This is a genomic window from Micrococcus sp. KRD026, from assembly GCF_017168445.1.
In the GTDB taxonomy this organism is placed as follows: Bacteria; Actinomycetota; Actinomycetes; order Actinomycetales; family Micrococcaceae; genus Micrococcus; species Micrococcus luteus.
Genome location: NZ_JABFBA010000032.1, coordinates 1,565 through 25,488 on the forward strand (window position 1 = coordinate 1,565; position 23,924 = coordinate 25,488).

General features: G+C 72.6%; 21 protein-coding genes, 2 pseudogenes and 1 other annotated feature. Of the genes and pseudogenes, 12 read left to right on the forward strand and 11 right to left on the reverse strand.

Going from position 1 to position 23,924, the window contains the following annotated elements:
• Positions 1–210 precede the first annotated feature (210 nt).
• A pseudogene (locus J1M40_RS11650) lies at positions 211–552 on the forward strand (helix-turn-helix domain-containing protein); the annotation flags it as partial.
• Here the strand turns inward: J1M40_RS11650 and J1M40_RS11655 are convergent.
• The gene (locus J1M40_RS11655; RefSeq protein ID WP_101966176.1) at positions 552–1,799 is read right to left on the reverse strand and encodes an IS3 family transposase; all 1,248 of its coding nucleotides are present in this window, start codon (positions 1,797–1,799) and stop codon (positions 552–554) included. The pseudogene J1M40_RS11650 and the gene J1M40_RS11655 overlap by 1 nt on opposite strands.
• Positions 1,392–1,521 (reverse strand) — a sequence feature (AL1L pseudoknot). Its footprint overlaps the gene before it by 130 nt.
• Positions 1,800–1,902: 103 nt before the next feature.
• On the opposite strand from J1M40_RS11655, the gene J1M40_RS11660 reads away from it, so the two are divergent.
• Positions 1,903–2,397: a GNAT family N-acetyltransferase gene (locus J1M40_RS11660; protein WP_101966189.1), complete on the forward strand. Its 495-nt coding sequence runs from the start codon at positions 1,903–1,905 to the stop codon at positions 2,395–2,397.
• Positions 2,398–2,937: 540 nt separating this feature from the next.
• Positions 2,938–4,008, forward strand: a complete 1,071-nt coding sequence (locus J1M40_RS11665) for a GNAT family N-acetyltransferase (protein WP_144819253.1) — start codon at positions 2,938–2,940, stop codon at positions 4,006–4,008.
• Positions 4,009–4,032: 24 nt separating this feature from the next.
• Here J1M40_RS11665 and J1M40_RS11670 read toward each other — a convergent pair whose 3' ends face one another.
• A complete protein-coding gene (locus J1M40_RS11670; protein ID WP_065572615.1) occupies positions 4,033–4,908 on the reverse strand; it encodes an ArgP/LysG family DNA-binding transcriptional regulator in 876 nt (291 codons plus the stop codon).
• 71 nt (positions 4,909–4,979) lie between these two features.
• Here J1M40_RS11670 and lysE point away from each other — a divergent pair, with 71 nt between their 5' ends.
• On the forward strand, positions 4,980–5,594 hold the full coding sequence (lysE, locus tag J1M40_RS11675; RefSeq protein WP_101966178.1) for an L-lysine exporter: 615 nt from the start codon (positions 4,980–4,982) through the stop codon (positions 5,592–5,594).
• A 15-nt stretch (positions 5,595–5,609) separates the two neighbouring features.
• Here the strand turns inward: lysE and J1M40_RS11680 are convergent, their stop codons facing one another.
• The 4 genes from J1M40_RS11680 to J1M40_RS11695 are packed head-to-tail and all read right to left on the reverse strand — an operon-like array spanning position 5,610 to position 10,342.
• The gene (locus tag J1M40_RS11680) at positions 5,610–6,641 is read right to left on the reverse strand and encodes a methionine synthase (RefSeq protein ID WP_101966179.1); all 1,032 of its coding nucleotides are present in this window, start codon (positions 6,639–6,641) and stop codon (positions 5,610–5,612) included.
• The gene (locus J1M40_RS11685; protein WP_101966180.1) at positions 6,638–7,684 is read right to left on the reverse strand and encodes a putative oxygenase MesX; all 1,047 of its coding nucleotides are present in this window, start codon (positions 7,682–7,684) and stop codon (positions 6,638–6,640) included. The genes J1M40_RS11680 and J1M40_RS11685 overlap by 4 nt, the downstream gene beginning before the upstream one ends.
• Positions 7,681–8,991 carry a cystathionine gamma-synthase gene (locus J1M40_RS11690; protein WP_101966181.1) on the reverse strand — a complete coding sequence of 437 codons (1,311 nt, stop codon included), beginning with the start codon at positions 8,989–8,991 and terminating at the stop codon, positions 7,681–7,683. The genes J1M40_RS11685 and J1M40_RS11690 overlap by 4 nt, the downstream gene beginning before the upstream one ends.
• Position 8,992: 1 nt before the next feature.
• Positions 8,993–10,342: an O-acetylhomoserine aminocarboxypropyltransferase/cysteine synthase family protein gene (locus J1M40_RS11695; RefSeq protein WP_101966182.1), complete on the reverse strand. Its 1,350-nt coding sequence runs from the start codon at positions 10,340–10,342 to the stop codon at positions 8,993–8,995.
• 296 nt (positions 10,343–10,638) lie between these two features.
• On the opposite strand from J1M40_RS11695, the gene J1M40_RS11700 reads away from it, so the two are divergent.
• The 7 genes from J1M40_RS11700 (at position 10,639) to J1M40_RS11730 (ending at position 15,210) form a co-directional block, all read left to right on the forward strand.
• Positions 10,639–11,367 (forward strand): class I SAM-dependent methyltransferase, encoded by a 729-nt coding sequence (locus tag J1M40_RS11700; protein WP_145015976.1) that lies wholly within the window; start codon positions 10,639–10,641, stop codon positions 11,365–11,367.
• Positions 11,364–12,689 (forward strand): MFS transporter, encoded by a 1,326-nt coding sequence (locus J1M40_RS11705; RefSeq protein WP_247298488.1) that lies wholly within the window; start codon positions 11,364–11,366, stop codon positions 12,687–12,689. The genes J1M40_RS11700 and J1M40_RS11705 overlap by 4 nt, the downstream gene beginning before the upstream one ends.
• A 45-nt stretch (positions 12,690–12,734) precedes the next feature.
• Positions 12,735–13,148, forward strand: coding sequence for a VOC family protein (locus J1M40_RS11710; RefSeq protein ID WP_206450805.1), 414 nt, complete (start codon positions 12,735–12,737; stop codon positions 13,146–13,148).
• A 47-nt stretch (positions 13,149–13,195) separates the two neighbouring features.
• Positions 13,196–13,708, forward strand: a complete 513-nt coding sequence (locus tag J1M40_RS11715; RefSeq protein ID WP_020626554.1) for a GNAT family N-acetyltransferase — start codon at positions 13,196–13,198, stop codon at positions 13,706–13,708.
• Positions 13,709–14,187: 479 nt separating this feature from the next.
• Positions 14,188–14,511: a hypothetical protein gene (locus tag J1M40_RS11720; RefSeq protein WP_020626551.1), complete on the forward strand. Its 324-nt coding sequence runs from the start codon at positions 14,188–14,190 to the stop codon at positions 14,509–14,511.
• An 8-nt stretch (positions 14,512–14,519) separates the two neighbouring features.
• Entirely contained in the window at positions 14,520–14,786 is a 267-nt protein-coding gene (locus J1M40_RS11725; protein ID WP_230278152.1) for a hypothetical protein, read from the forward strand.
• Positions 14,787–14,796: 10 nt separating this feature from the next.
• Positions 14,797–15,210 (forward strand): DUF805 domain-containing protein, encoded by a 414-nt coding sequence (locus tag J1M40_RS11730; protein ID WP_020626549.1) that lies wholly within the window; start codon positions 14,797–14,799, stop codon positions 15,208–15,210.
• Between the two features lie 25 nt (positions 15,211–15,235).
• Here the strand turns inward: J1M40_RS11730 and J1M40_RS11735 are convergent, their stop codons facing one another.
• Complete coding sequence (locus tag J1M40_RS11735; protein ID WP_020626548.1) at positions 15,236–16,708, reverse strand: PQQ-binding-like beta-propeller repeat protein; 1,473 nt, start codon at positions 16,706–16,708, stop codon at positions 15,236–15,238.
• Between the two features lie 143 nt (positions 16,709–16,851).
• Here J1M40_RS11735 and J1M40_RS12815 point away from each other — a divergent pair.
• Positions 16,852–17,010: pseudogene (locus J1M40_RS12815) on the forward strand (acyl-CoA dehydrogenase); the annotation flags it as partial.
• Positions 17,011–17,065: 55 nt separating this feature from the next.
• Here the strand turns inward: J1M40_RS12815 and J1M40_RS11740 are convergent.
• The 4 genes from J1M40_RS11740 to J1M40_RS11755 all read right to left on the reverse strand — a co-directional run bounded on the left by J1M40_RS11740 (position 17,066) and on the right by J1M40_RS11755 (position 23,874).
• On the reverse strand, positions 17,066–18,298 hold the full coding sequence (locus tag J1M40_RS11740; protein ID WP_020626547.1) for an aminotransferase class I/II-fold pyridoxal phosphate-dependent enzyme: 1,233 nt from the start codon (positions 18,296–18,298) through the stop codon (positions 17,066–17,068).
• 156 nt (positions 18,299–18,454) lie between these two features.
• Positions 18,455–21,886 carry a DEAD/DEAH box helicase gene (locus tag J1M40_RS11745; protein WP_206450806.1) on the reverse strand — a complete coding sequence of 1,144 codons (3,432 nt, stop codon included), beginning with the start codon at positions 21,884–21,886 and terminating at the stop codon, positions 18,455–18,457.
• Between the two features lie 148 nt (positions 21,887–22,034).
• Positions 22,035–22,929, reverse strand: a protein-coding gene (locus J1M40_RS11750; RefSeq protein WP_119217202.1) for an IS5 family transposase whose coding sequence is annotated in 2 segments (ribosomal slippage) — positions 22,035–22,571 and positions 22,573–22,929 — 894 coding nt in all. Because the reading frame shifts where the segments join, the coding sequence is not laid out codon by codon here.
• A 50-nt stretch (positions 22,930–22,979) separates the two neighbouring features.
• A protein-coding gene (locus J1M40_RS11755) for an IS5 family transposase (RefSeq protein ID WP_144818548.1) occupies positions 22,980–23,874 on the reverse strand; the annotation gives its coding sequence in 2 pieces (ribosomal slippage) (positions 22,980–23,516 and positions 23,518–23,874; 894 coding nt in all).
• Between the last annotated feature and the right edge of the window lie 50 nt (positions 23,875–23,924).

Below are 23,924 nucleotides of genomic sequence, written 5' to 3' on the forward strand. Positions count from 1 at the left end.
CCCCGGACACCCCCCAGGCCCCCAAAACGGACGCCTCCGCCGACGCTTGACCCCCTGCGCCTGCACCCCCAGCACAGTGCAACGAATCCCGGCCTGACTAGGTGTTGTGGGTCATGACGTTCTTGACACCGGGGTGGGCATGAAGGAACGGGCCCCCGCTGTCACGATGGGTGGTGTCTAAGCAACCGTCGCGCAATCAGGAGCCCGTTCGTGACCCACCGTAACGCCCCGCTGACCCCCGAAGGACGTCGTCGCGCCGTGGAGGAGGTCCTCCACCGTGGCCGTCCGGTCTCTCACGTTGCAGGCGAGTTCCGGATCTCCCGGACCACGCTGTCGAAGTGGGTCGGTCGCTACCACGCCCACGGCCCGGCCGGCCTGGAGGACGCCTCCAGCGCCCCGGCGCACCGGCCGACGCGGGTGCCAGCTTGGGTTGTCGAGCTCATCGAGTCCTGGCGGCGGGAGCACAAGTGGACTGCCCGCCGGATCGCTCACGAGCTCGCTGAGTCCCGCGGCTACCGGTGCGCGGTGCGCACTGAATCGCCCCGGGTTTGTTAGAGGCTCGTAAGTGCCGCCCCGGCAGGCGCCGGCACGGGATTCTCATGATGGTAGACGTCCTCGAACTCGACCGGAGGGACCAGCCTGATCTCGCCGTGCGCACGACGATGGTTGAACCAGTCGATGTACTCCGCGACCGCGATCTCCAGGTCCTCGATGGACTTGAATGGCCCCTTGTTCCGGATCAGCTCCGCCTTGAACAGCGAGTTGAACGCCTCCGCGAGGGCATTGTCATACGAGTCCCCCGTCGTGCCGACTGAGGCGACTGCGCCGGCCTGGGCGAGCCGCTGGGTGTATCGCACTGCGACGTACTGGACTCCTTTATCGCTGTGATGCCGTAGCCCGGCCACGTCGTGGCCTGCACGCTGACGCGTCCAGAACGCCATCTCGAGGGCGTCCAGGGCCAGGTCCGTGCGCAGCGACTTCGACAGCTGCCAACCCAGCACCCGTCGGGAGAACACGTCGATGATGAACGCGGCGTACACCCATCCGCTGAAAGTGCGGCAGTAGGTGATGTCAGCGACCCACAGCTGGTTCGGAGCCGCCGCGGTGAAGTCTCGCTGCACCAGGTCTTGACGCTCATCCGGGCCGCGGCCTGGGACCGTGGTCCTCGGTCCCTTCGCGCGGCTGATCCCGCGCAGGCCTGCGGCTCGCATGAGCCGCTCCACCGTGCACCTGGCCACCTGCAGGCCCTCCCTCCGCAGTTGCGCGTGGACCTTCCGGGCCCCGTAGACCCCGTAGTTGGCCTCATGCACCCGCCGGATTTCCACGAGCACCTGCTCATCGCGCAGGCTGCGCACTGAAGGAGGGCGCGTCTTGGCCGCGTAATACGTGCTCGGTGCGATCTGTGTGCCTGCCGCGGACAGCGTGGCGCAGATCGGCTCGACACCGAACTCGTGCTTGTGTTCGTCGATGTAGTCCACGATCAGCGCTGTGGGCGGTCGAGCATCCGCCGCGAAGAAAGCCGACGCCGAGCGCAGGATCGCGTTCGCCCGCCGTAGTTCACGGTTCTCCTTCTCCAGCTCGGCCACCCGGGCGGCTTCGCTGGTCGTGCTTCCGGGGCGGTGGCCGTGGTCGATCTCGGCTTGGCGGACCCAGTTGCGCAGCGTCTCGGGATTGATCCCGAGCTGTTCTCCCACACGGCGGAACGCTCCGGTCCTCGTGGCGGGGTCTTGCCGGGCTTCCAGCGTCATCCGCGTGGCGCGTTCGCGGAGCTCGTCGGGGTACTTCCGTGGTGCGGGCATGCTCTGCATCCTTCCGTTGGATCAGAGCCTCCACCAGACCCGGGGCGATTCAGCACCGACGAGCTGGTTGACATCTCTAAACCGCCGGGCTCTGCTTGCCCCTATGACCGAACGGATTCGCCTGCGACCACTGTCCCCTGATGACGCACCCGAGATGACCAGGGTCCTCGCCGACCCGGCCCTCTACCAGTACACCGGGGGCAAACCGCCGACCGTGGAAGGGCTCACCGGCCAATACACCGTTCAGAGTCGGGGCCACTCAACTGACAGGACCGAGACCTGGATCAATCACCTGGTGGTGTTCGAGACCTCCGGGAAAGCACTCGGCTACGTCCAGGCCACCATCCCGGTCTCAGGCCAACCCGCCGAAATCGCCTGGGTCATGGGAGCACCGTGGCAGCGCAATGGTTACGCCTCAGCAGCCGCCGCTCTCCTGCTGGCTGAACTTGCGGAGATGGGCGTGAAACAGGTCATCGCTCATATCCACCCCGACCATGGGGCGTCCGCCGCGGTCGCGCGCCGTATCGGAATGAGTCCGACCGACGAAGTCGTGGACGGCGAAGTCCGATGGGAAGGTCCAGTGACCACCAGGGGATGACCGGCACCTCTCCCACGTCCCACGTCTTGGCTCATCTGCGGCTTCAGACCCAAACGGTCGTTTGTGACCAGGGAGCCCGCCATGTGCCATGTGCGCCACCTCGGGCCCTGTCAGCCCGCCGCACGGCTCGCCACAACCAACCCGCTAGAGCGGCAGCCGCCCGTACGTTTCGGGCGATCCCCGGGGCGCGCGGGGGCGCCCACCTGGACACCCGGTTTTCCCGCCGACCGGATCCCGCCCGATATGCGAAGAGTTCCCCGCGCGTCAGGTGAAATCTGCGCTGCATCTCGACAACGGACACACCGGGCGGTTCGGGCCCCTGCCCCACGAGCCCACCGCAGGCCAGGGGCCCCTGCGCTGCATCTCGACGACAAAGACCCTTGCCCACCGGTTCACGTCGTGACATAGTTCACCCCATGATGCAGCAGCAGTGACCCCGTGGGTCCGACGACCCACCGCCGGCCTCCCCGCGCGCCCGTCTCGAGCACGGCTCGACGGGTGCCTCTGCGCCCACCCCTTTCCTCAGAAAGCAGTCACCGCATGCCTGACATCATCGAATTCCCCCTGCCCGCCTCGTCGGACGACCCCCACTGGCGGGCCTACTGCCAGCTCGGAGACGAGTACAACCACGAGCTGATCGGCACGACCGAGTGGGACGAGACCCCCACGGACGCGCTCATCCAGGCCGCCGCCGAGACCGACCACACGCTGCGCCGCTACCTGGCGTACGTCGACGGCGAGGCGGTCGGCTACGCCCGTGTCCTGATCAACCACGTCGACGACCCTGACGCGGCCGCCCTCAACGTCTACGTCCACCCGCGGCACCGCGGACGCGGCCACGGCCGGGCACTGGCCGAGCGGCTCGTCCTGGACACCGCCGGCCTCACCCGTTTCGAGACCTGGCCGCTGACGCCGCCGCCGGTGGCCGGGCAACGGGCGCTCACCCCGCCCAACGGCGCCGGCGCGGTGCCCGCCGAGCATCCGGGTGTGCGTCTCGCCCAGTCCTACGGCTTCGCGCTCGCCCAGATCGAGCGGGTGAGCCGGTATGACTTCGCCGATCCGGGGATCGACCCCGCCGTCGCCCTGGCCGAGGCCGAACGCGTCTCGTCGGACTACGAGCTCCACGCCTGGGAGGGCGCGGCCGACGCGTCCCTGCAGGACGACCTCGCCGTCCTCAAGGCCCGCATGGCCACGGACGTGCCCTCCGGGGAACGCACCGTGGTGGAGCAGGTCTGGGATGCAGCCCGCGTGCGTCGCATGGACGAGCAGATCCTGACGACCGGGCGGCTCTTCCGCGCGGTGGCGCGGCACCGTGCCACCGGCCGGATCGTCGCCCTGAGCGAGCTGGTGGCGCCCCGCTCGCGCCCGGACGGGCTCATCGACCAATGGGACACCATCGTGCTGCCCGAGCACCGCGGCCACCGCCTCGGCATGCGCGTGAAGGCGGCGAACCTCATCGCCGTGCGCGACGCGCTGCCCGGGGCCCGCGCGATCATCACGTGGAACGCCGAGGAGAACCGGCACATGCTCGACGTCAACGAGGCGCTGGGCTTCCGGCCCGTGCTGGCCGAGGCGTCCATGGAGGCGCCGGCACCGCTGCGACGTCGCTGACGGTCCGCGACCCGCGGCGCCGCCTCACCCCCGCTCGAGCGTCCGCTGGGCCGCCTCCCGCACCGCCCGCGTGAGCCGCACCAGGCGCGTCACGGGCAGCGTGGCCGCCTGCCAGTACAGGGGCACGAGGACGTCGTCGAGCCCGGGCACGCGGACCAGTCGGCCGGCGCGCACGTCCTCGACGGCCTGGGCGTCCACGAGCATCCCCCACCCCAGGCCGGCCCGGACGGACCGGTGGAACCCGTCGAACGACGGCGCCAGGTGCGTGGGCGGGGCGACGTCCAGTCCGGCGCCGCTCAGCGCGAGGCGCTGCAGGTCGTCCTTCGCGTTGTAGCGCATCATGGGCATCGCGCCGAGGTCGACGACGTCGCCCGCCGCATGCCGCGCGAGCAGGGCGGGCGCCACGAGCGGGACGTAGCGCATGCTCCCCAGCGGCTCCGCCGCGCACCCCTGCACCGGCTGCGGCTCCGTGGTGACGGCGGCCAGCACCTCGCCGCGGCGCAGCAGCCGGGCGCTGTGGTCCTGGTCCTCGACGTGCAGGTCGAGGACCGTGTCGTCCCAGTCGGCGGCCTCCGCCAGGACGGGCCCGAACCACGTGCCCAGCACGTCGGCGGGCACGGCCAGGGAGGTGACGCTGCGCCCGGCCGCCGTGCGGCCCAGCCCGGCCCACGCCTCCTGTTCGAGCACCCGCATGTGCCGGGCCACGCGCACCAGGCCGACGCCGGCCTCGGTCGGCTCGCAGGGTGTGCCGCGCCGGAGCAGCACCTGGCCCACCTCCCGCTCCAGGGCGCGGATGCGCTGGCTGACCGCGGAGGCGCTGACGCCGAGCTCGTACGCGGCCGCCTCGAACGAGCCCTCGTCCGCGATCGCACGCAGCGCCTGCAGCTGGTCCAGGTTCATGAAGCAGAGCTTAGGCACCTGCAGTTCTCTTCGTTTGGCTCAGGCGTGGCCGGGCCCTAGCGTCCTCACCCATGTGGACCCTCGCCGGCACCGGCCTGCTCACCGGACTCGCCCTCATCGTCGCCATCGGCGCCCAGAACGCCTTCGTGCTCCGCCAGGGCGTGCGCCGGGAGCATGTGGGCGCCGTCGTGCTGGTGTGCATGGCCTCGGACGCCGTGCTGATCCTGGCCGGCACCGCCGGGGTGGGCGCGCTCGTGCAGGCCGTGCCGTGGCTGCTCGAGGTGCTGCGCTGGGGCGGCGCCCTGTACCTGCTCTGGTTCGCGGTCTCCTCCCTGCGTGCCGCGCTGCGCCCGCAGGGGCTCGTGGCCGAGCAGGCGCCGCGCACCGCGGGGTCGGTCATCGCCACCACGCTCGCGCTGACCTGGCTCAACCCGCACGTCTACCTGGACACCGTGGTGCTGCTGGGCAGCCTCGCCAACCAGCACGGTCCCGACGCACGGTGGGTCTTCGCCGCCGGCGCCGTCGCCGCCTCGGTGCTGTGGTTCACCGTGCTCGGCTACGGCGCGCGCCTGCTGGCCCGGGTGCTCGCCGACCCGAAGGCGTGGCGCGTGGTGGACGTGGTGATCGCGGTGGTCATGGCGGTGCTCGCGGTCCGGCTCATCGCCGGTTCCGGCGTGTGGGGGTGAGCCGACACCGCCCCCTCACTCCCCGCCCAGCTCCCCCCGGAGGATCCGCGCGCCGGCCACGAGCGCCGCCGTCTTGTCCCGCGCCACCGAGCGAGCCAGCGGCGCCATGCCGCAGTTGGTGCTCGCGATCAGCTTGTCCGCGTCCACGAACTCGAGGGTCTCCCGGAGGGTCGCCGCGACCTCCTCGGGCGTCTCGACCTCGTCGCTCGCCACGTCGATCGCGCCGACCATCACCTTCTTGCCGCGCAGCAACCCGATGAGCTCCGCCGGCACCCGGGAATGGTGCCGCTCCAGGGCGATCGTGTCGATCGTGGACTCGCGCAGCAGGGGGAACGACGTCTCGTACTGGCGCCACTCCTCCCCGAGCGTGGCCTTCCAGTCGTTGTTCGCCTTGATCCCGTAGCCGTAACAGATGTGCACGGCCGTCTCACACGTCACGCCCTCGGCCGCACGCTCGAGCGTCGCCACGCCCCAGTCGCGGACGTCGTCGAAGAACACGTTGAACGCTGGCTCGTCGAACTGCACGACGTCGACGCCCACCGCCGCCAGCTCCCGCGCCTCCTCGTTGAGGATGCGCGCGAACTCCCACGCGAGCTTCTCGCGGCTGCCGTAGTGACGGTCGGCGAGGGTGTCGATCATGGTCATCGGCCCGGGCAGGGTCCACTTGATGGGCCGGTCCGTCCGCGCGCGCAGGGCCTTCGCGTCGTCCACGAACACCGGCGCCGGCCGGCCCACCTCCCCGACGACGGTCGGCACGCTCGCGTCGTACCGGTCGCGGATCCGCACCGTCTCGCGCCGGTCGAAGTCCACGCCGCCGAGGTGCTCGATGAACGTGGTGACGAAGTGCTGGCGGGTCTGCTCGCCGTCACAGACGATGTCGATGCCCGCGCGCTCCTGGTCGGCCACGGCGAGGGCGAGCGCGTCGAGCTGGCCCTCGCGCAGCTGCTCCCCCTCGAGCTTCCAGGGCGACCAGAGCGTCTCCTCCTCGGCGAGCCAGCCGGGCTTGGGCAGGCTGCCGACGAGGGTGGTGGGGATCAGGGTGGTCATCGGGTCTCCTCGGTGTCTCGTGCGGCGTGGGCGGCGGCCCAGCGCTCCAGCAGGTCGCGGTGCGGTCCCACGAAGTGCTCCTGCGTGTACTCCCCCTGCTCCCGGCCGAGGCGGGCCCGCTCCTCGCGGTCGTAGGCGATCCGGGTCTGCGAGAAGTCGCCGTGGTCCAGGCGCGGCCGGTAGACCTCTCCGGCCCCGGCGTTCGCGTTGTAGATCTCCGGCCGGTAGATCCGCTGGAAGGTCTCCATGGTGGCGATCAGCCCGGCCAGGGAGAGGTTCGCGTGGTCGTTGAGCAGGTCGCCCCGCGAGTAGAACGCCAGCGGCGCCACGGCCCCGCGCGGCAGGAAGCACCGGATCCCCAGGCCCATCCGGCCGAAGTAGCGGTCCGTGCGGGAGGGCGCGTCCTGGCGGTACTCGACCCCGAGCACCGGGTGCTCGTTCGTCAGCCGCCGGTAGGTGCGGCTCGTGGACACGCTGATGCAGATCACGGGCGGCTGCGGGAACCGCTCCCGGTACGCCGGCGAGTCGAGCAGGTGCCGGAACAGCCGCCCGTGCAGGTCACCGAAGCCGTCGGGCTCCTCGGTCCCCGGCGACGTCGCCGCGTGCGCGGGCAGCACCACGGAGAAGTCGTGGTCGCGGACGTAGGAGGAGAAGTTGTTCCCCACACTGCGGCCGAGCACGGCGCCCGTCGCACGCTCGACCACCCGCACGTCGAGCATCTCCATGAGCGGGAAGTCGACGTCCGCGCCGTCGTCGGCGGTGAAGTGCACGTCGATCGAGACGATCTCGATCCGCGCCGTGTAGCGGTCCCGCTCCGGGTTGTCCCAGGGGGCGAGGTCGTTGAGGCGCCCGTCGATCATGGCCAGGGCGGCGCGCAGGTTCTCCCGCCGGTCCGCGCCGCGGGCGAGGTTCGCGAAGTTCGTGGTGGCGCGCGTGCTGGCGGCGGGCGTGTAGTCCTCGTCGAACGGCGTGGTGTGGATGCTGAACGTCAGGTCGTCCACGCGGGTGGGAACGGTGCTCGGGACAAGGGTGGCGTGGCTCATCGGGTCCTCTCCGGGGTGCGAGCGCGGGTGGTGCGGTGGTGGGCGGGTGCGGGACGGGGCACCGCGGACGACGACGACGCCCCGCGGCCGGCGGCGACACGTGCGGCGCACTCGAGGCCGGCCTCGAGGTCCGCCTGCAGGTCGGCCACGTCCTCGATGCCGACGGAGAGCCGGACCAGGTCCGTGGGGACGGCCAGGGGCGTGCCCCGCACGGAGGCGTGGGTCATCTCGGAGGAGTAGCAGAGCAGCGATTCGACCCCGCCGAGGCTGACCGAGAGCGCGAACAGCTCGGTGGCCTCGGCGAACGCGCGGGCCGCGGCCTCTCCCCCGGCCAACCGGATGGAGACGATGCCGCCGAAGCCGTCCATCTGCCGCGCGGCGAGCTCGTGGCCCGGGTGGTCGGGCAGCCCGGGGTAGAAGACCTGAGCGACCTCGGGGCGGCCCTGCAGCCAGCCCGCGAGCGCGGCGGCGTTGGCGCCGTGCCGGTCCATGCGCAGGCCGAGCGTCTTGAGGCCGCGGGCGGCGAGGTAGGAGTCCTGCGGGCCGGCGACCGCGCCGGCGGCGAACTGCTGGTAGGCCACCGCCTCGGCCAGCGCCCGGCCGCGGAACTCGCGGTCGGCCACCACCACGGCGCCGCCGAGCACGTCCGAGTGCCCGCCGATGTACTTGGTGGTGGAGTGCACCACCACGTCCGCGCCGAGGTCGAGGGGCCGCTGGAGGTAGGGCGAGGCGAACGTGTTGTCCACGACCAGCAGCGCGCCGGCGTCGTGGGCGATCTGCGCCCAGGCGGCCAGGTCCGCGATGCCGAGCAGCGGGTTGGACGGCGTCTCCACCCACAGCAGCGCGGTGCGGCCGGGACGGACGGCCGCGGCGACCGCCGTCGGGTCGGTAATGTCCACGGGAGTGTTGGACACGCCCCACGGCTCGAGGACGGTGGTGATGAGGCGGTGGGTGCCGCCGTAGCCGTCGCCGCCCAGCACGATGTGGTCGCCGGGGCGCAGCACGGCCCGCAGGAGGGCGTCCTCGGCGGCGAGCCCGGAGGCGAATGCGAACGCCCGGTCGCCGTGCTCGAGGGCCGCGAGCTGGGTCTCGAAGCCGTTCCGGGTCGGGTTGGAGCCGCGGCTGTACTCGTGCCCGGCGCGCAGCACGTTGATGCCGTCCTGCACGAAGGTGCTGGTCTGGTAGATCGGCGGCACCACGGCGCCGGTCAGCGGGTCGGGTTCCTGGCCGGCGTGCACGGCGGTGGTGGTGAAGCCGCGGACGGCGGGACGGGACACGGAGCGGGTGGTGTGGTGGACGGCGGTCATCTCAGCGCACCTCCTGGGTGACGGCGGCGGTCTCGGGGACGGCGGGCGTCGAGGCGGGGACGGCCGGCCCGGCGGCGGACACCACGGCCAGGGCACGGTCCAGGTCCGCGATCAGGTCGTCGGGACACTCCAGCCCGATGGAGAGCCGGACGGTGGTCTCAGCGATCCCGGCGGCCTCGCGCTGCTGCCGCGTCAGGCGACAGTGCGTCATGGTCGCCGGGTGGGAGACGAGGGACCGGGCGTCGCCGACGTTGACCACCAGCTGGAACAGCTCGAGCGCGTCGAGGAACGGGGCCACGGCCTCGGGGCCGCAGGCCAGGTCGAAGGAGAACACCGAGCCGACGCCGTCCGGGAAGTCACGGGCGGCCAGCGCCGCGCTGGGATGCCCGGCCACGCCGGGGTGGTGCACCCGCGCGACGGCGGGGTGCCCGGCCAGGTGTTCGGCCACGGCCAGGGCGGTGGCGGTGTGGCGGGCCACGCGCAGGTCGAGCGTCTCGAGCCCCTGGATGAACTGCGCCGCGCTCGCGGCGGCGAGGGTGGGGCCGAGGTCGTGCAGGAACTTGCTGCGGGCCAGCGTCAGGTAGGCGCCGCGGCCGTGCCGCTCGACCAGCGTCTGCCCGCCGTAGCGGGCCTTGGGCCGGGCCAGCTGCGGCCACCGGTCCGGCACCGCGCCGTAGTCGAATGTGCCGCCGTCCACGATCGCGCCGCCGAGCACCGCGCCGTGCCCGCCGAGGAACTTGGTGGCCGAGTGCACGACGACGTCGGCGCCGTGCTCCAGCGGCCGGTAGAGGGCCGGCGTCGCGAGGGTGCTGTCCACCACCACGGGCACACCAGCCGCGTGGGCGAGGTCCGCGAGCGCGGGCAGGTCCGGGAGGGTGGCGAGCGGGTTGGTGATGGCCTCGAGGAAGAACGCGCGGGTGTCGGGCCGGACCGCGGCGGCCCACGCGGGCGGGTCCGCCGGGTCCGCGAAGGTGACCTCGATGCCGAAGTCCGCGAACGTGTCCGTCAGCAGGTCCACGGTGCCGCCGTAGAGCTGGCTGGAGGCGACCAGGTGCTTGCCGCCCTGCAGCAGCGCCAGCAGGGACAGCGCGACGGCGGCCTGGCCGGTGGCCGTGGCGATCGCGCCGATGCCGCCCTCCAGTGCGGCGAGGCGGTTCTCGAACACCGCGACGGTCGGGTTGCCCGTGCGGCTGTAGGTGAAGCCGGGGGTCTCGAGCCGGAACATCGATGCCGCCGTGGCGTGGTCCGGGAAACGGAACGCCGTGGTCTGGTGGATGGGCGGGACGACCGGCCGGTGGGGTGCGGCGGGCTCGTAGCCGGCGTGGACTTGCTGTGTGGCGTGACGGGGCATCTGCTCTCCTCCATCGGTCCTGGCGGTAGCACCGGGCCTGCCGTTCCCGGGGGTCCGGGTCCGGCGGGCGGGTTGCTGCGGCGTCGTCGAGCCAGATCTCTCGGCCGCTCTGGATGGGTGGTGAGCCCATCCCACGCGGTGGGCCGCCGCGAGTCCAGCGGGCGGCCGGCTCGCGCGTCATATGAGCCGCCCCCGCGCCATCCAGGACCGGCCGGAGCCTCTCCGGGGCGCGGCGGGCCGAGGCAGACCCGTGTGACGGACCGGCGTGGAGGGGGGGGTGTGTCAGACTCCCGGGCATGACACAGAGCACACCGGGCGGACCGGCCACGGACCTGCCCGACTTCCGGCCCTCGGGCAACCAGGGCGTGGACCCGGCGCTGTACGAGATCGAGAACGCGGCCATGGACCGTGAGGGCGCGCTCTGGGCGGCGCTGGAGGAGGCGGCGCCCTGGGCCGGGCGGACGCTGCTCGACCTCGGTGCGGGCACCGGCTTCTGGCTGCCCCGCTACGCCGACGCGGCCGAGACGATCGCCGTCGAGCCGGACGTGCGCCTGCTGGGGGCCGCCCGCGCCCGCCCCGGCGGGGCGCGCGTGCTGTACGGCTCGGCCGAGCAGATCCCGCTGCCGGAGGCGAGCGTCGACGTCGTGCACGCCCGGTTCGCGTACTTCTTCCCGCACCCGCGCTGGGACGTCCGGCCCGGCCTGGACGAGGTCGCCCGGGTGCTGCGGCCCGGCGGCGCGCTCGTGGTGATCGACAACGACACCGAGCGCGGCCAGTTCGCCGAGCTGCTGCGGGCGAGCACGAACGCCGCGGCGCAGGGCCAGGACACGTACGCCCGCAAGTGGTGGGCCGGTGTCGGAGCCGAGACCCGCGAGGTCATGAGCTCGTGGACCTTCGACTCCCGCGCCGATCTCGAGGCCGTCCTGCGGCTGGAGTTCGAGCGAGGGGTCGCCGACGCGTGGCTCGCCGAGCACCCCGCAGAGACGTCACTGAGCTACGGCTACCTGCTCCACGTGTGGCGGTGAGCACCGACCCGCGTCGCCAGACGCCTGACCCCCGCGGCCCTGACACGGGGACGCCCCCGCCACCGGGAGGACGGACGCGGTGGCTGGTCGCCTCCAACGCCCTCGACGCGGGTGGCCGGTCCGCCACGGACGTCGCCCTGGATGTCCTGGCGGTGCTCCTGCTCGGCGTGGGCGCCGACGGCATGGGCGTGCTGATGACGCTCTCCGGGTTGGGATTCCTCCTGCTCGGCGTGCCCATCGGCATCGTGGTGGACCGACACCTCAGCCCGCGGCTGCTCGCGGCCACCGGCCTCGCCAAGGCGGCGGTGCTCGGCTCGCTCGTCGTGGCGTGGGCGCTCGACGCGCTCACGTTCGGTCACCTCGCCGCTGTCATGGCCCTGCTGGGCGTGCTCACGGTGCTGGCCGAGACCACCCAGACCGCGCTCGTGCCGCGCGTCGTGCCGGCCACCGCCGTCGCCCGCCTGACGGCGCGGCTCGAGTCCGCCGACGCCGCCCTCGTGCTGATCGTGCCCGCCGCGGCGGGCGTCCTCGTCGGGTCGCTGGGCGCAGGGCCCGTGCTCGGCATCGCGACGGCATTCCTCTTCGCGGCGGCGATCGTCGCGCTCCGGGTACGGCTGCGGCCCTCCGCCGCGGCGGACGTCCCGGACGACGACGGGGACCCCGGCGTCGCGGACGTCCTCTCCCGCTGGGCCCGGTTCGGGAAGGACGCCGCGGAGGGGTGGACGGTCCTGCGGCGCACCCCGGTCCTGTGGCTGCTGACGATGGGGTCGGTGGCCGCCAACGTGGGCATGGCCCTCTTCGCCCCGGTCGAGGCGGTCTGGATCCTGACCGACCTGCGGCTCGGGCCGGAGTTCCTGGGCGTCCAGATCACCGCGGGCGCGGTCGGGGCACTGGCGGCCTCGTCCCTGGCGGGCCGGGCCATCGACCGGCTGGGCGAGCGCCGGTGCATCCTCCTCGGCTCGGTCGGCTGCGCCGTGGCCGTGGGGCTGCACCTGCTGGCCTACGCCGACCGCGCTCATGCCGGGCCGTGGCTGCTGGCCGGCGCCGCCCTCTGGGGGTTCATGGTCCTGCTCGGGAACGTCACCCAGGCCGCCGTGACCGCCCGCGCCTGCCCCGAGGGCACGCTCGGGCGGGTCACCGCGATGCGCCGCACCCTCACCCGGGGCTCCGTGCCGCTGGCGACCCTCGCGGGAGGTGCGCTCGGGGCGACGCTCGGGGTCGGCTGGGCGCTCGCGGGGTGGCAGGTCCTGGCGGTGGTCTCGCTGGCCGCCGTCGTGCCGGCCGCGCGGTGGGTGGATGCGGGGCGCGACGACGTCGACTGAGGCCGAGACGCTGACGCGGACGCCGAGGTCGCTTAATGTGTGGCCATGGTCAGCCGCCCCGTGCTCCAGCAGCCGGTCGTCGACGCCGCCGACATCCGTTCCGTCGCGGAGTTCTACCGCGAGGTCCTCGGCCTCCACTACCGCGCGGGCGACGAGCTCGCGGACGGCCGCGAGCCGGACAGCGCGGACTGGCTCGTGCTGCTGGACGACGACGGCCGCCGCGTCCTGACATTCCAGCGCACCGACGAACTGAAGCCCAGCACGTGGCCGTCACCCGAGGTGCCGATGCAGCTGCACCTGGATTTCATCGTGCCGGACCGCGATTCCCTCGACGCGGCCCACGACCAGGCGCTGCGCCTGGGCGGGCGTCTCGTCCTGGACCGCTCCGACGACGAGGACGAGCCCCTGTACGTGTTCGCGGACCCGGCCGGCCACCCCTTCTGCGTCTTCGTGGGGTGAGCGCGGCAGACCGCGGCACGGCTCAGTGCCGTCGGTAAGGTCGTCGGGTGATCCCGCAACCCACCGATCGACTCACGTTCCGGTGCATGACCGACGCTGACCTCGACGACATGTGCAGGCTCCGCGGAGACGCGGAGGTCATGCGCTACTACCCGCGGGCCAAGTCGCGCAACGAGGTGCAGCGGTGGATCAACTGGTCGAAGGACAACTACGCCAAGCATGGGTTCGGCCTGTGGGTCATCGAACACCGGACCACCGGCGACTTCATCGGTGACTGCGGCCTGACCTGGCAGAACGTCGACGGCCAGGAGGTCCTCGAGGTCGGCTACCACGTCCTGCCTGAACGCCAGGGACAGGGACTGGCAACCGAGGGGGCCTCTGCCTGCCTGCGACACGGGTTCGAGACCCTCGACGCAACGATGGTCACCGCGATCATCAACCCCGACAACATGGCTTCCCGTCGCGTGGCCGAACGAATTGGCATGACCGTGTGGAAGAGGACGCGCGATCCCAGTAGAGCGCCGATCGTGGTCTACAGCAGCCACGGCCAAGAGGCATGACGCACTGAACTGCCGCCATGGGTGCGTGCCCACTGAGGAGACACGCCCTGCGCCCAGCCGGCCAGGCGCTTCTGCGTCTTCGTGGGGTGAGCGCGGCAGACCGCGGCGGCTCAGCCCTCGAGCCGCTGGTCGAACTCCTCGTGGTCCAGCTGGCGGTGCATGCGGTCATCTTCAAGATACGGTGCCGTCCATGCATCTGGACCCGGCCGAGACGAACCGCCGCGCCTACGATGACGCCCGCGTCGTCGCGGGGATCGCCCCGGCGGGGACCGCGTCGAGTGGCGGCGGGGCACGGCGGAGCTGATCGAGCCGGCGTCGGTGGACCTGGCGGTGGACCGCGTCTGGAGCGGCTGGCACGGCCGCCCATTCGACGCGGCGGAGCACCCGCTGATGATCATCGGGGCCTGTCCACAGGGGGCCTGACCCGTCCACCCGTCATGGCAGGATGACGCATGTCACACGTGATGCGAGGGGGAACCATGACGGACACGACCACGGCCCGCCCCATGCGGCCGGCCCACTTCGACGACGACCCGCCCGTCCGCGGGATCGGCCACCTCCGGCACCCGGTGGTGTGGGGCGGGCTGATCGGGGTGGTCGGCGGCGGCGCCTTCCTGTTCGGCGGGATCGCGGGGCTGCCGGCCGAGCACCAGGGCACGCTGCGCGGCAGCGCGATCGCGCTGATCGGCTTCACGTTGGTGGTCGTGCTGCTGCGCCGGCGGGTGCTGCCCGCCGTGCAGGCGCCCGCCCGCGGCGCGTCTACGGGATCGCCGTCGTCACGATGCTGGCGCTCCTCCCCGTGACACGCCTGGTGGCACTCGCGCTCGACGCACCGACGGCGCAGATCGCCCTGGTGGCCGCCGTGGTGGGCGGCCACTTCCTCCCGTTCGCCCGGGCATTCCAGGCCCCGGTGTTCTGGTGGATCGGCGGGGCGATGGCCGTGCTGGGGCTCGCCGGTGCCGTAGTCGCGGTTCTCGGCGATCCCGTGGCCGGGCCCGCGGGGGCGGCCGAAGCGGGAGCTGCGATGCTCGTGATCGTCGCGGCACAGGGTCTGCTGGCGTCCCCTCGGCAGGACTGAGGGCCGGACCATGACCATGCTTCAGGCCATCCGCCGCTACTACGCCGGCTACGCGCAGTTCAGCGGGCGCGCGTCCCGCGCCGACTTCTGGCTCGCGGCGCTCTACGTGTGGCTCCTGCAGGCCGTCGTTCACTTCGTGTCCACCGTCCTGGACGTGTTCCTCCTCGGCTCCCCGGACCTGTCCCTCCGCGACGCGGCCGTCCTCCTCGTGGGGATCACGCACGCACTCCCCTCGCTCGCCCTGCTCGCCCGGCGCCTCCACGACGCCGGCTTCAGCCGCGCGTGGCTGTTCCTCGGGCTGGTGCCGTTCGTCGGCCCGCTCACGCTGCTCGTGTTCGCGCTCCAGCCGTCCGCCCCGCGCCTCGGACACCCCGCCGATGCGTCGGACCCGGTGCCGGCGGGGGCCACGGCCGCGCGGCGCTGACCCCCGCTCCCCTGGCCCGACCTGATCAGTGATCGTGGTCGGTGTGCTCGTCGGACTCGTGGCCGTGATCGTGGTCGGCGTGCTCGTCGTGGCCGGACTCGGCATCAGCGCCCTCCTCGGGCTTCACGGACTCGGGCTCGCCGGTGACCACGGCCATCTCGACCGGGGCGAACTCCAGGTCCTTCTCCAGGACGGTCTCACCGGTCTCCAGGTCGACGGCCACGAGCTTCTGGGCCTCCGCGTCGGTGACGTAGGCGGTGTTCCCGGCCACCTTGAGGATCGGGCCGGGCTCCTGCCACTCGTCCTTCTCCTTCCACGGCTCGATCACCGGGTACTCGGCGGTGACCTCACCGGTCTCCTCGTCGATCACGGTGACCTCGCCGTCGTAGGTCAGCACGACCGCGGAACCGTCCTCGGCGCGGCCGAGCGAGCGGAACCAGTAGGAGGAGCCGAGGTCCACGGTGGTGAGCTCATCGGTGCGGGTGTCGATGAGGGCGATCGCCGTGGGCCGCTCGACGGCCTCCTCCGGCTCCTCCTCGACCTTGTGATCACCCAGGACGATGGGCGAGTCATGCAGCCCGAACAGGTTCCCGGAGCGCTGATACTCGGTCTCGACGTCCACCTTGTGGAACTCGCCGTCCCGGTACACGACGGGCCCGTTCTCGCATCCCATCACGACGACGTCGCCCGCCTCCGTCGGCTGGGCCGCGGCCTCGCCGTGGCTGCCGGGGCAGTCGTCGGTCTCGGCCGTGACCTCGCTGGTCTTCGGGTCGATCACCTGGAGCGTGTTGCGGGAGTCCTCGGTGCCCTGCGTGGTGAAGAGGGTGCCGTCGGAGAGCTCGAGCGCCACGCCGTGGTGCGGGTCCTCGGTCTCGGCCTCCGTCATGACGGGCATGAGGTCCGGGGTCGCCTTGTCCAGGTGGGCCGAGTCGAAGGTCCGGATCGCGCCCGTGCCGTCCCCGAAGAGGGTGGTCCTGCCGTTGTGGGTGACGACGTGGCCGGGGTGCTCACCCGGGAACGTCACGCCGGTCATGCCGGGCGCGGACTCGTAGTGGTGGACGTGATCGCCGTGGGCCTTGGCCTGGATGCCGGTGGAGAACACCTCCCAGCCGTTCCCGGTGGTCACCAGGACGTCCTTGCCGTTGCCGGCGTTGCTCAGCCGCGTGAAGCCCGGGACGTCCTGCTCCCTCACCACCTCCCCGGACTCGGCGTCGAGCAGCGTGAGCCCGCCCTCGTGGGAGAGCAGGATGCGCGGGGTCACCGCGGAGACCTCGGTGGTCCGGGTCGGGTCGACGCGGTCCCCCTCGGAGACGGAGGAGGCCGCCCTCGCCTCACCCGACGGCGACTCGGCGCCGTCCGCGGCGGGGGCGGGGGCCGACGTCGGCCCGGACGGGGCGGCGTCCGCGCCGCACGCCGTCAGGGCGATGGCCGCGGCGGCGAGGGTGGCGGAGAGGGCGGCGGTGCGCGCGGAACGGCGCTGCGGGGCGGAGTGGGACACGAGGAGCCTTTCACGAGGGCGGAAAGATGCGACTGATTCACAATAAAGACTGTTGCGGATGGTTCGCAATACGGCGGGGGGCGTCTGCCCGTCATACCGGCGGCGCCGACGGCGCGCCCCCGTCGCGGGAACCGGCACGTGACGCCCTCGAGCGCGCGGCGACCCGCCTGTTCGAGGTGGGCGGGGCCTCCGCGACCCTGCGCACACGCGGGCTGGACCGGCATGGGCGCAATGCGCGGGTGCTGGTCAGCCACAACCCGCTGATCTACCGCGCCCGACTGCTCGGCGACCGGGCCGTCACGGACACGCCGGTCGGGCGGCTGAGGCGTCGGGCGGTGCGGCGCGCGGCGGAGCCCGTCAGGCCAGGCCGCGCGCCGCATGCCAGGCGGCGATCCGCTCGAGCGCCTCGTGGACGGCGTCCGGGCCGGCGGCGAAGGAGAGCCGGACGGACTCGGGCCCGTGGACGGCGTCGAAGTCGTCGCCGGGGGTCAGCGCGACGCCGGCCTCCTCCAGCAGGGCGGCGCAGTAGCCGACGGCGCTGCCGAACTCCGCCAGCATGCCCGGGGCGAGACGGGCCCAGAGGTAGAAGGCGCCGTCGGCGGGGGCGGCGTCGGCCCAGCCGAGCCGGGGCAGGGCGGCCAGCACGACGCCGCGCGTCGCCGTGAAGCCGCCGGCCTGCTCGGCACAGAACGCGTAGGACTCCTCGCTGAACGCGTGGACGGCCGCCTCCTGGGCCGCGGCGGGCGGGCAGAGGGCGACCGAGCCGGCGAGGCCGTCGACCGCGGCGGCGAGGTCGTCCGGCATGAGCATCCAGCCCAGCCGCCAGCCGGGCATGCCCCAGTACTTGGAGAACGAGCTGACCACGAGCGCGGTGCGGGAGGTGCGCCATGCGCAGGCGCCGAGCCCCTCCCCGTCCGTGTGCACGATGCCGTGGTAGATCTCGTCCGAGACGAGCCGCACACCGCGTTCCTCGCACCAGCGGGCGAGCTCGGCGAGCTCGTCGGCGCTGACCATCGTGCCCGTGGGATTGGCCGGGGAGGCGAGCACGAGCCCCGCGACCGGGCCCTCCGCGAGCGCCGCCTCCAGGTGGGCGACCGTGGGCTGGTAGCGGGTGCCGGCGTCGACGTCCACGTCCACCACCTCCACCCCGAGCGCCGTGAGGATGTTGCGGTACGCCGGATAGCCGGGGCGCGGCAGGAGCACGCGGTCCCCCGGGGGGAACGCCGCGAGGAAGCCGAGCATGAACGCCCCCGAGGAGCCCGTGGTGATCGCGACCTGCTCGGGGCGCACGTCGAGCCCGTACCAGCGGCGGTAGTGGCCGGCGACGGCGGTCCGCAGCTCCGGCAGGCCCAGCGCCGGGGTGTAGGTGAAGGCACGGCCGGAGGCGTGGACGGCGGCGGCCGCGGCGTCGACGGCGGGCGGGGCGCCCCCGCCCGGCTCCCCCGCGCACAGGCTGACGACGTCGTGGCCGGCGGCGCGCAGTGCGGCGACCCGGCCAAGGATGCTCATCACCGTGAACGGCGGCACCTGCGACCGGGCGGACGGCACGAAGGTGGGGGTGGTGGTGCTGGAACGGGACGGGCGACGCATGGCCCGAGGCTACCCCCCGCTTTCGTTCGGGAAACGGCGCCCCGGGGACGACTTTCGTTGACGAAACGGGCGGGCGGGACGCCGTTTCATCAACGAAAACGTCGCGACACGCCGCCGTTTCCCGAACGAAAACGTCCGGCGCGCCTCGGGTGGCTCTCACTCCTCGGCGCCGAGCATCTCCCGGATGTCCTCGGCGGTGAGGGAGTCGGTGAAGGCGCCGGCTCCGGAGTCGTCGGACTCGTCCATGAGCGCGCCGAACAGCTCGGCCTTGCGCCGCTGCAGCTCGAGCACCTTCTCCTCGATCGTCCCCTCGGACACGAGCCGGTAGACCATCACGGTCCGCTCCTGCCCGATCCGGTGCGCCCGGTCCACGGCCTGCGCCTCCGCAGCGGGGTTCCACCACGGATCCATGAGGAACACGTAGTCCGCCTCGGTCAGGGTCAGGCCGAAGCCGCCCGCCTTCAGGGAGATCAGGAACACCGGCGCCTCGCCCTCGCGGAAGCCGCGGATCACGTCGGCGCGCCCGCGCGTGGAGCCGTCGAGGTACGCGTGCTCGATCTCCAGGTGGTCCAGCTCCTCGGCGATCACCCGCAGGAAACTCGTGAACTGGCTGAACACGATCACGCGGTGCCCCTCGCCGATCACCTCGGTGAGGTCGTCGAGAAACCGCTCGAGCTTCGAGCTGGGCACGGAGGCGTACTGGTCGTCGACGATCTGCGGCGCCAGCGCGAGCATCCGCAGCAGCGTGAGCGACGTGAAGATGGTGAACCGGTTGCCGTCCATGTCCCCGAGCAGGCCCAACACCTTGCGGCGCTCGCGCTGGAGCACGCGGTCGTAGAGCTTGCGGTGGGCCGGCTCGAGCTCCACCTGGAGGATCTGCTCCTGCTTGGACGGCAGGTCCTTCGCCACGAGCTCCTTGGAGCGGCGCAGCATGAACGGGCGCACGCGGCGGCGCAGGGCCGCCATCCGCTCGGGGTCCCCCCCGGTCTCGATGGGGGTCACGTAGGTCTCGCGGAACCGGCGGTGGCTCGGGAACAGGCCCGGCACGACGACGCCCAGCAGCGCCCACAGGTCGCTGAGGGAGTTCTCCATCGGCGTGCCGGTGATGGCCAGCCGGAAGGGGGCGCGCAGGTCGCGGGCCACCGTGTGCACCTTCGCGGCGCGGTTCTTCAGGAACTGTGCCTCGTCGAAGACCACCCCGCCCCAGTCGAGTCCGCCGTACTGGCCGGCGTCGATCCTCAGGAGCGTGTAGCTGGTGACCACCACGTCCGCCCCCGCCACCTCGTCCGCCACGGCGGTGCCGCGCTTGCGGGTGGTGGTGTCCAGGACGCGCACGTCGAGGTCCGGGGTGAACTTCTCGGCCTCGGCCGCCCACACGGACACCACGGAGCTCGGCGCGACCACGAGGAACGGCGGCCGCTCGGGCCGGGCCTGGCGCGCGTGGGCGAAGAGCGCGAGGGTCTGGACGGTCTTGCCCAGGCCCATGTCGTCGGCCAGGATCCCGCCGAGGTCCTGCTCCCACAGGAACGCGAGCCAGCGCAGGCCCTCCTCCTGGTAGGGGCGCAGGTCGGCCTTCAGGCCGGCGGGGCGCGGGGCCTCGGGGAGGCGCTCGACGGCGGCCAGACGCCCGACGGCGGCGGTCCACTCCGGGTCCTCGTCCACCTCGTCCGCGAGCTCCTTGAGGTCCTCCCAGAAGCCGACCTGGTGCCGTGAGACGGGGGTGTGCTCCGGGGTCCACTCCTGCAGGGTGGCGGCCTCGGAGAGCAGGGCGCGCAGCCGGTCGAAGGCGGGGTGGTCGAGGCCCAGGTAGGAGCCGTCCGCGAGGATCAGCGTGGTCCTGCCCTGCACGAGCGCGGTGAACAGCTCCACGAACGGCAGCACGTGCCCGTCCACGGAGACCTGCACGCCGAGGTCGAACCAGTCGTTCTGCGTGGCCTTCGTGCCGACCTCGATGCGCGGGGCGGCCTTCAGCTCGCGGTAGTCGGGGCGGTCGCCGGTGACGTCCACGCGCACGTGGTCCGCGCGCTGCAGCAGCGGCAGCACCTGCTCGGAGAACCGGGCGGCGCCCACGCCCTCGAGGACCTGCTCCTCCGCACGGCCGGCGCGCGGCCAGAGCTCGGCCACGGCGCGCAGCACCGCGTCCTCGTGCCGGGTGTCCCGCAGGGGGTCGCCGCCGGCGTCGAGGCCGAGTTCGCGGGGCGCGTCGAAGTAGAGCCAGGACCAGCGCAGCACGAGCTCGTGGCCGGGTCGGAAGTCGGCGCGCAGCCGCAGCACGGGCGGCTCGAACTCGGGCAGCTCCACGGAGGCGTCGCCGCTGGTCACGGGCAGGGCGCCACGCAGCCGCGGGTAGATCCGGCCGAGGAACTCCTCGCGGTCCGCGGCGGGCACGCGCACGGGCCCGCCGGCGAGCACGAGCTGCTGCACGGCCTCGGGGACGGGGCGTGCGGCGGGGATCAGGTGGAGCACGGCCTCCTCGTCCGTGAGCTCCACGCGGTAGAAGCCGATGCCTCCCACGGCGTGCACACCGCTCAGCCCGGGGCCGGGCGGGGCCGGGTCCAGGGACGGGGCCACGTCCAGACCGCCGTCGGGGGCGCGGGTGACGTCCAGCCCGACGGCGACGGGCGCCTCCAGCACCACGTCCGTCAGCAGCCCCAGCGGCACGAGCTCCACCCCGACCTCGCGGGCCTCCGCGAGCAGCTGCCAGATCCGCGGGGAGTCGAAGACGTGCAGACCGAACCAGGCGTCGCCCGGGTAGGAGTCCTCGGCCTGGACCTGACGCCAGATCAGGCGCATCGCCCGCTCCTGGGCGGGGGCGAACTCGGCGCGCGGGAACTGGAACGCCTTCCACGTCAGCCCGCCCTTGATCCACGTCCCCTTGGCCCCGCGCTTGAGCGGGCGCACGGTCACGTACAGCGGGCGGCCCTCGCGCACCTGCTCCTCCCCGGCGGTCGCCGGGCCCCACTGCTGGAACGCGTTGCGGGAGGACTCGGCCACGAGCTCCACGCCGATCGCCAGCGCGGGCGGCGTGCCCACCCGGCGCGGGCCGTGGAGTCCGGCCAGCGGCTCCATGACCCGTCGCCAGTCCAGGCCGGCAGGGGGTGGGGGTGCCGCCCCGTCCGCGGCCGGGGCGTCGAGGCCGGCCGGGCCGCCGCCGTCGTGGCCCCGGCCGGCGGGCGCGGGCAGCGCGTCCGCCGTGGTGACCATCTCGGCGAGCTTGCGGCGGGCGTCGTCGAGGGCCTGGTCGGCGTCGAGGCGGACCACCTGGTAGAGCGCGGCGGCCACGTGCTTGCAGTCCGTCCCGACCGGGCACGTGCAGCGCCCGCCCACCGGCTCCATGAGGGCGCCGGCGCCGTCCTCGGCGGCGTCGTCGTAGGCCTCCTGCAGCTGCACCTGCACCCGGTAGGGGCTGGGCGCGGTGCCCTGGACGGAGGCGCTCAGACGGCCGGTGGCGGCGTCATAGCGCAGGCGCCCCACGGCACCCGACGCGGCCACGGCGAAGCCGCGGTCCGCACTGGTGGGCCCGACGACGGCGCGGATGGCCTCGGTGCGCAGGTGCGGCAGGACGTCTCCGGAATCTGCAGTGGCCATAGCGAGCAGTCTTTCACGGACCGTGCCGGGCCCGCTCCGACCGACACCGGCCCGGCGGCGTGCCGACCACCCCGTTCCCGGGCCCGCACACCTGAGACCTTCAGCCCGACCCGCCCCGGACCCTAGAGTGCGCCCATGGCGTCCACACCTAGGGCATGTCTGACAATCGTTTTGACCATGCGATCACAGCATTCAGGACCACAGCGGCCCTGTAGATGATCGCGTACTTGTCATACCGGGTCGCCAGGCCCCGCCACTGCTTCAGGTGCGCGTACTGGCGCTCGATGACGTTGCGGCCCTTGTAGGCGGCCGCGTCGAGGCTGACGGGGCGCCCGCCGCGGGCACCGCGCCGTCTGCGGTGGCCCTGCTGGTCGGCCGGTTCGGGGATGACCGCTTTGATCCCACGGGCGCGTAGGTGGGTGCGGATCGCCCGGGAGGAGTACGCCTTATCGCCCAGCACGGCCTCGGGGCGGGTCCGGGGCCGCCCTACTGGCCGGGTCACGCGCAGCTGCTCCAGAAGAGGAAGCAGCATCGGGGAGTCCCCTGCCTGGCCGGGGGTGATCAGGCTGACCAGCGGCAGCCCGGTCCCATCGACGAGCTGATGGATCTTCGTGCTCAGCCCGCCACGGGAGCGCCCGATGCCGTGATCGGCCGGCTCCTCACGCGGATTCTTGTAGTTCGATCCATCCCCCTGTGTGGCGGGTGATGTTCGTCGCGTGCTGGTGGGCGCGGGCGATCGTGGAGTCCACCGAGACCGACCAATCGATCAGGCCTTCGGCGTCAGCGGCGGCGGTCAGCGTGGCCAGCACCGTGTCCCATGTGCCTTTTTCGGCCAAGCGCCGATGCCAGGTCCACACGGTCTGCCAGGGCCCGTAGACCTCGGGCAGATCCCTCCAAGCGATTCCGCACCGGTACCGGTAGATGATCGCCTCCACCATGGTGCGGGCGTCGGCGAACGGCCTGCCGGCGCGGCCGGTCCGGGTCGGGAGCATCGGGGCGATCAACTCCCATTGGGCGTCGGAGAGCATCTGGAACCGGGACATGTCCCCAGGGTCTCAGCTGACTCGTGCATCTATTCTCAGACACGCCCTAGCTAGGGCATGTCTGACAATCGTTTGGACCATGCGATCACAGCATTCAGCACCACAGCGGACCGGTAGACGATCGCGTACTTGTCATACCGGGTCGCCAGGCCCCGCCACTGCTTCAGGTGCGCGTACTGACGCTCGATGACATTGCGGCCCTTGTAGGCGGCCGCGTCGAGGCCAATGGGGCGCCCGCCGCGGGCACCGCGCCGTCTGCGGTGGCCCTGCTGGTCGGCCGGTTCAGGGATGACCGCTTTGATCCCACGGGCGCGTAGGTGGGTGCGGATCGCCCGGGAGGAGTACGCCTTGTCGCCCAGCACCGCGGCAGGGCGGGTCCGGGGCCGCCCTACTGGCCGGGTCACGCGCAGCTGCTCCAGAAGAGGAAGCAGCATCGGGGAGTCCCCTGCCTGGCCGGGGGTGATCAGGCTGACCAGCGGCAGCCCGGTCCCGTCCACGAGCTGATGGATCTTCGTGCTCAGCCCGCCACGGGAGCGCCCGATGCCGTGATCGGCCGGTTCCTCACGCGGATTCTTGTAGTTCGACCCATCCCCCTGTGAGGCGGGTGATGTTCGTCGCGTGCTGATGCGCGCGGGCGATCGTGGAGTCCACCGAGACCGACCAATCGATCAGGCCTTCGGCGTCAGCGGCGGCGGTCAGCGTGGCCAGCACCGTGTCCCATGTGCCTTCTTCGGCCAAGCGCCGATGCCAGGTCCACACGGTCTGCCAGGGCCCGTAGACCTCGGGCAGATCCCTCCAAGCGATTCCGCACCTGTATCGGTAGATGATCGCCTCCACCATGGTGCGGGCGTCGGCGAACGGCCTGCCGGCGCGGCCGGTCCGGGTCGGGAGCATCGGGGCGATCAACTCCCATTGGGTGTCAGAGAGCATCTGGAACCGGGACATGTCCCCAGGGTCTCAGCTGACTCGTGCATCTATTCTCAGACACGCCCTAG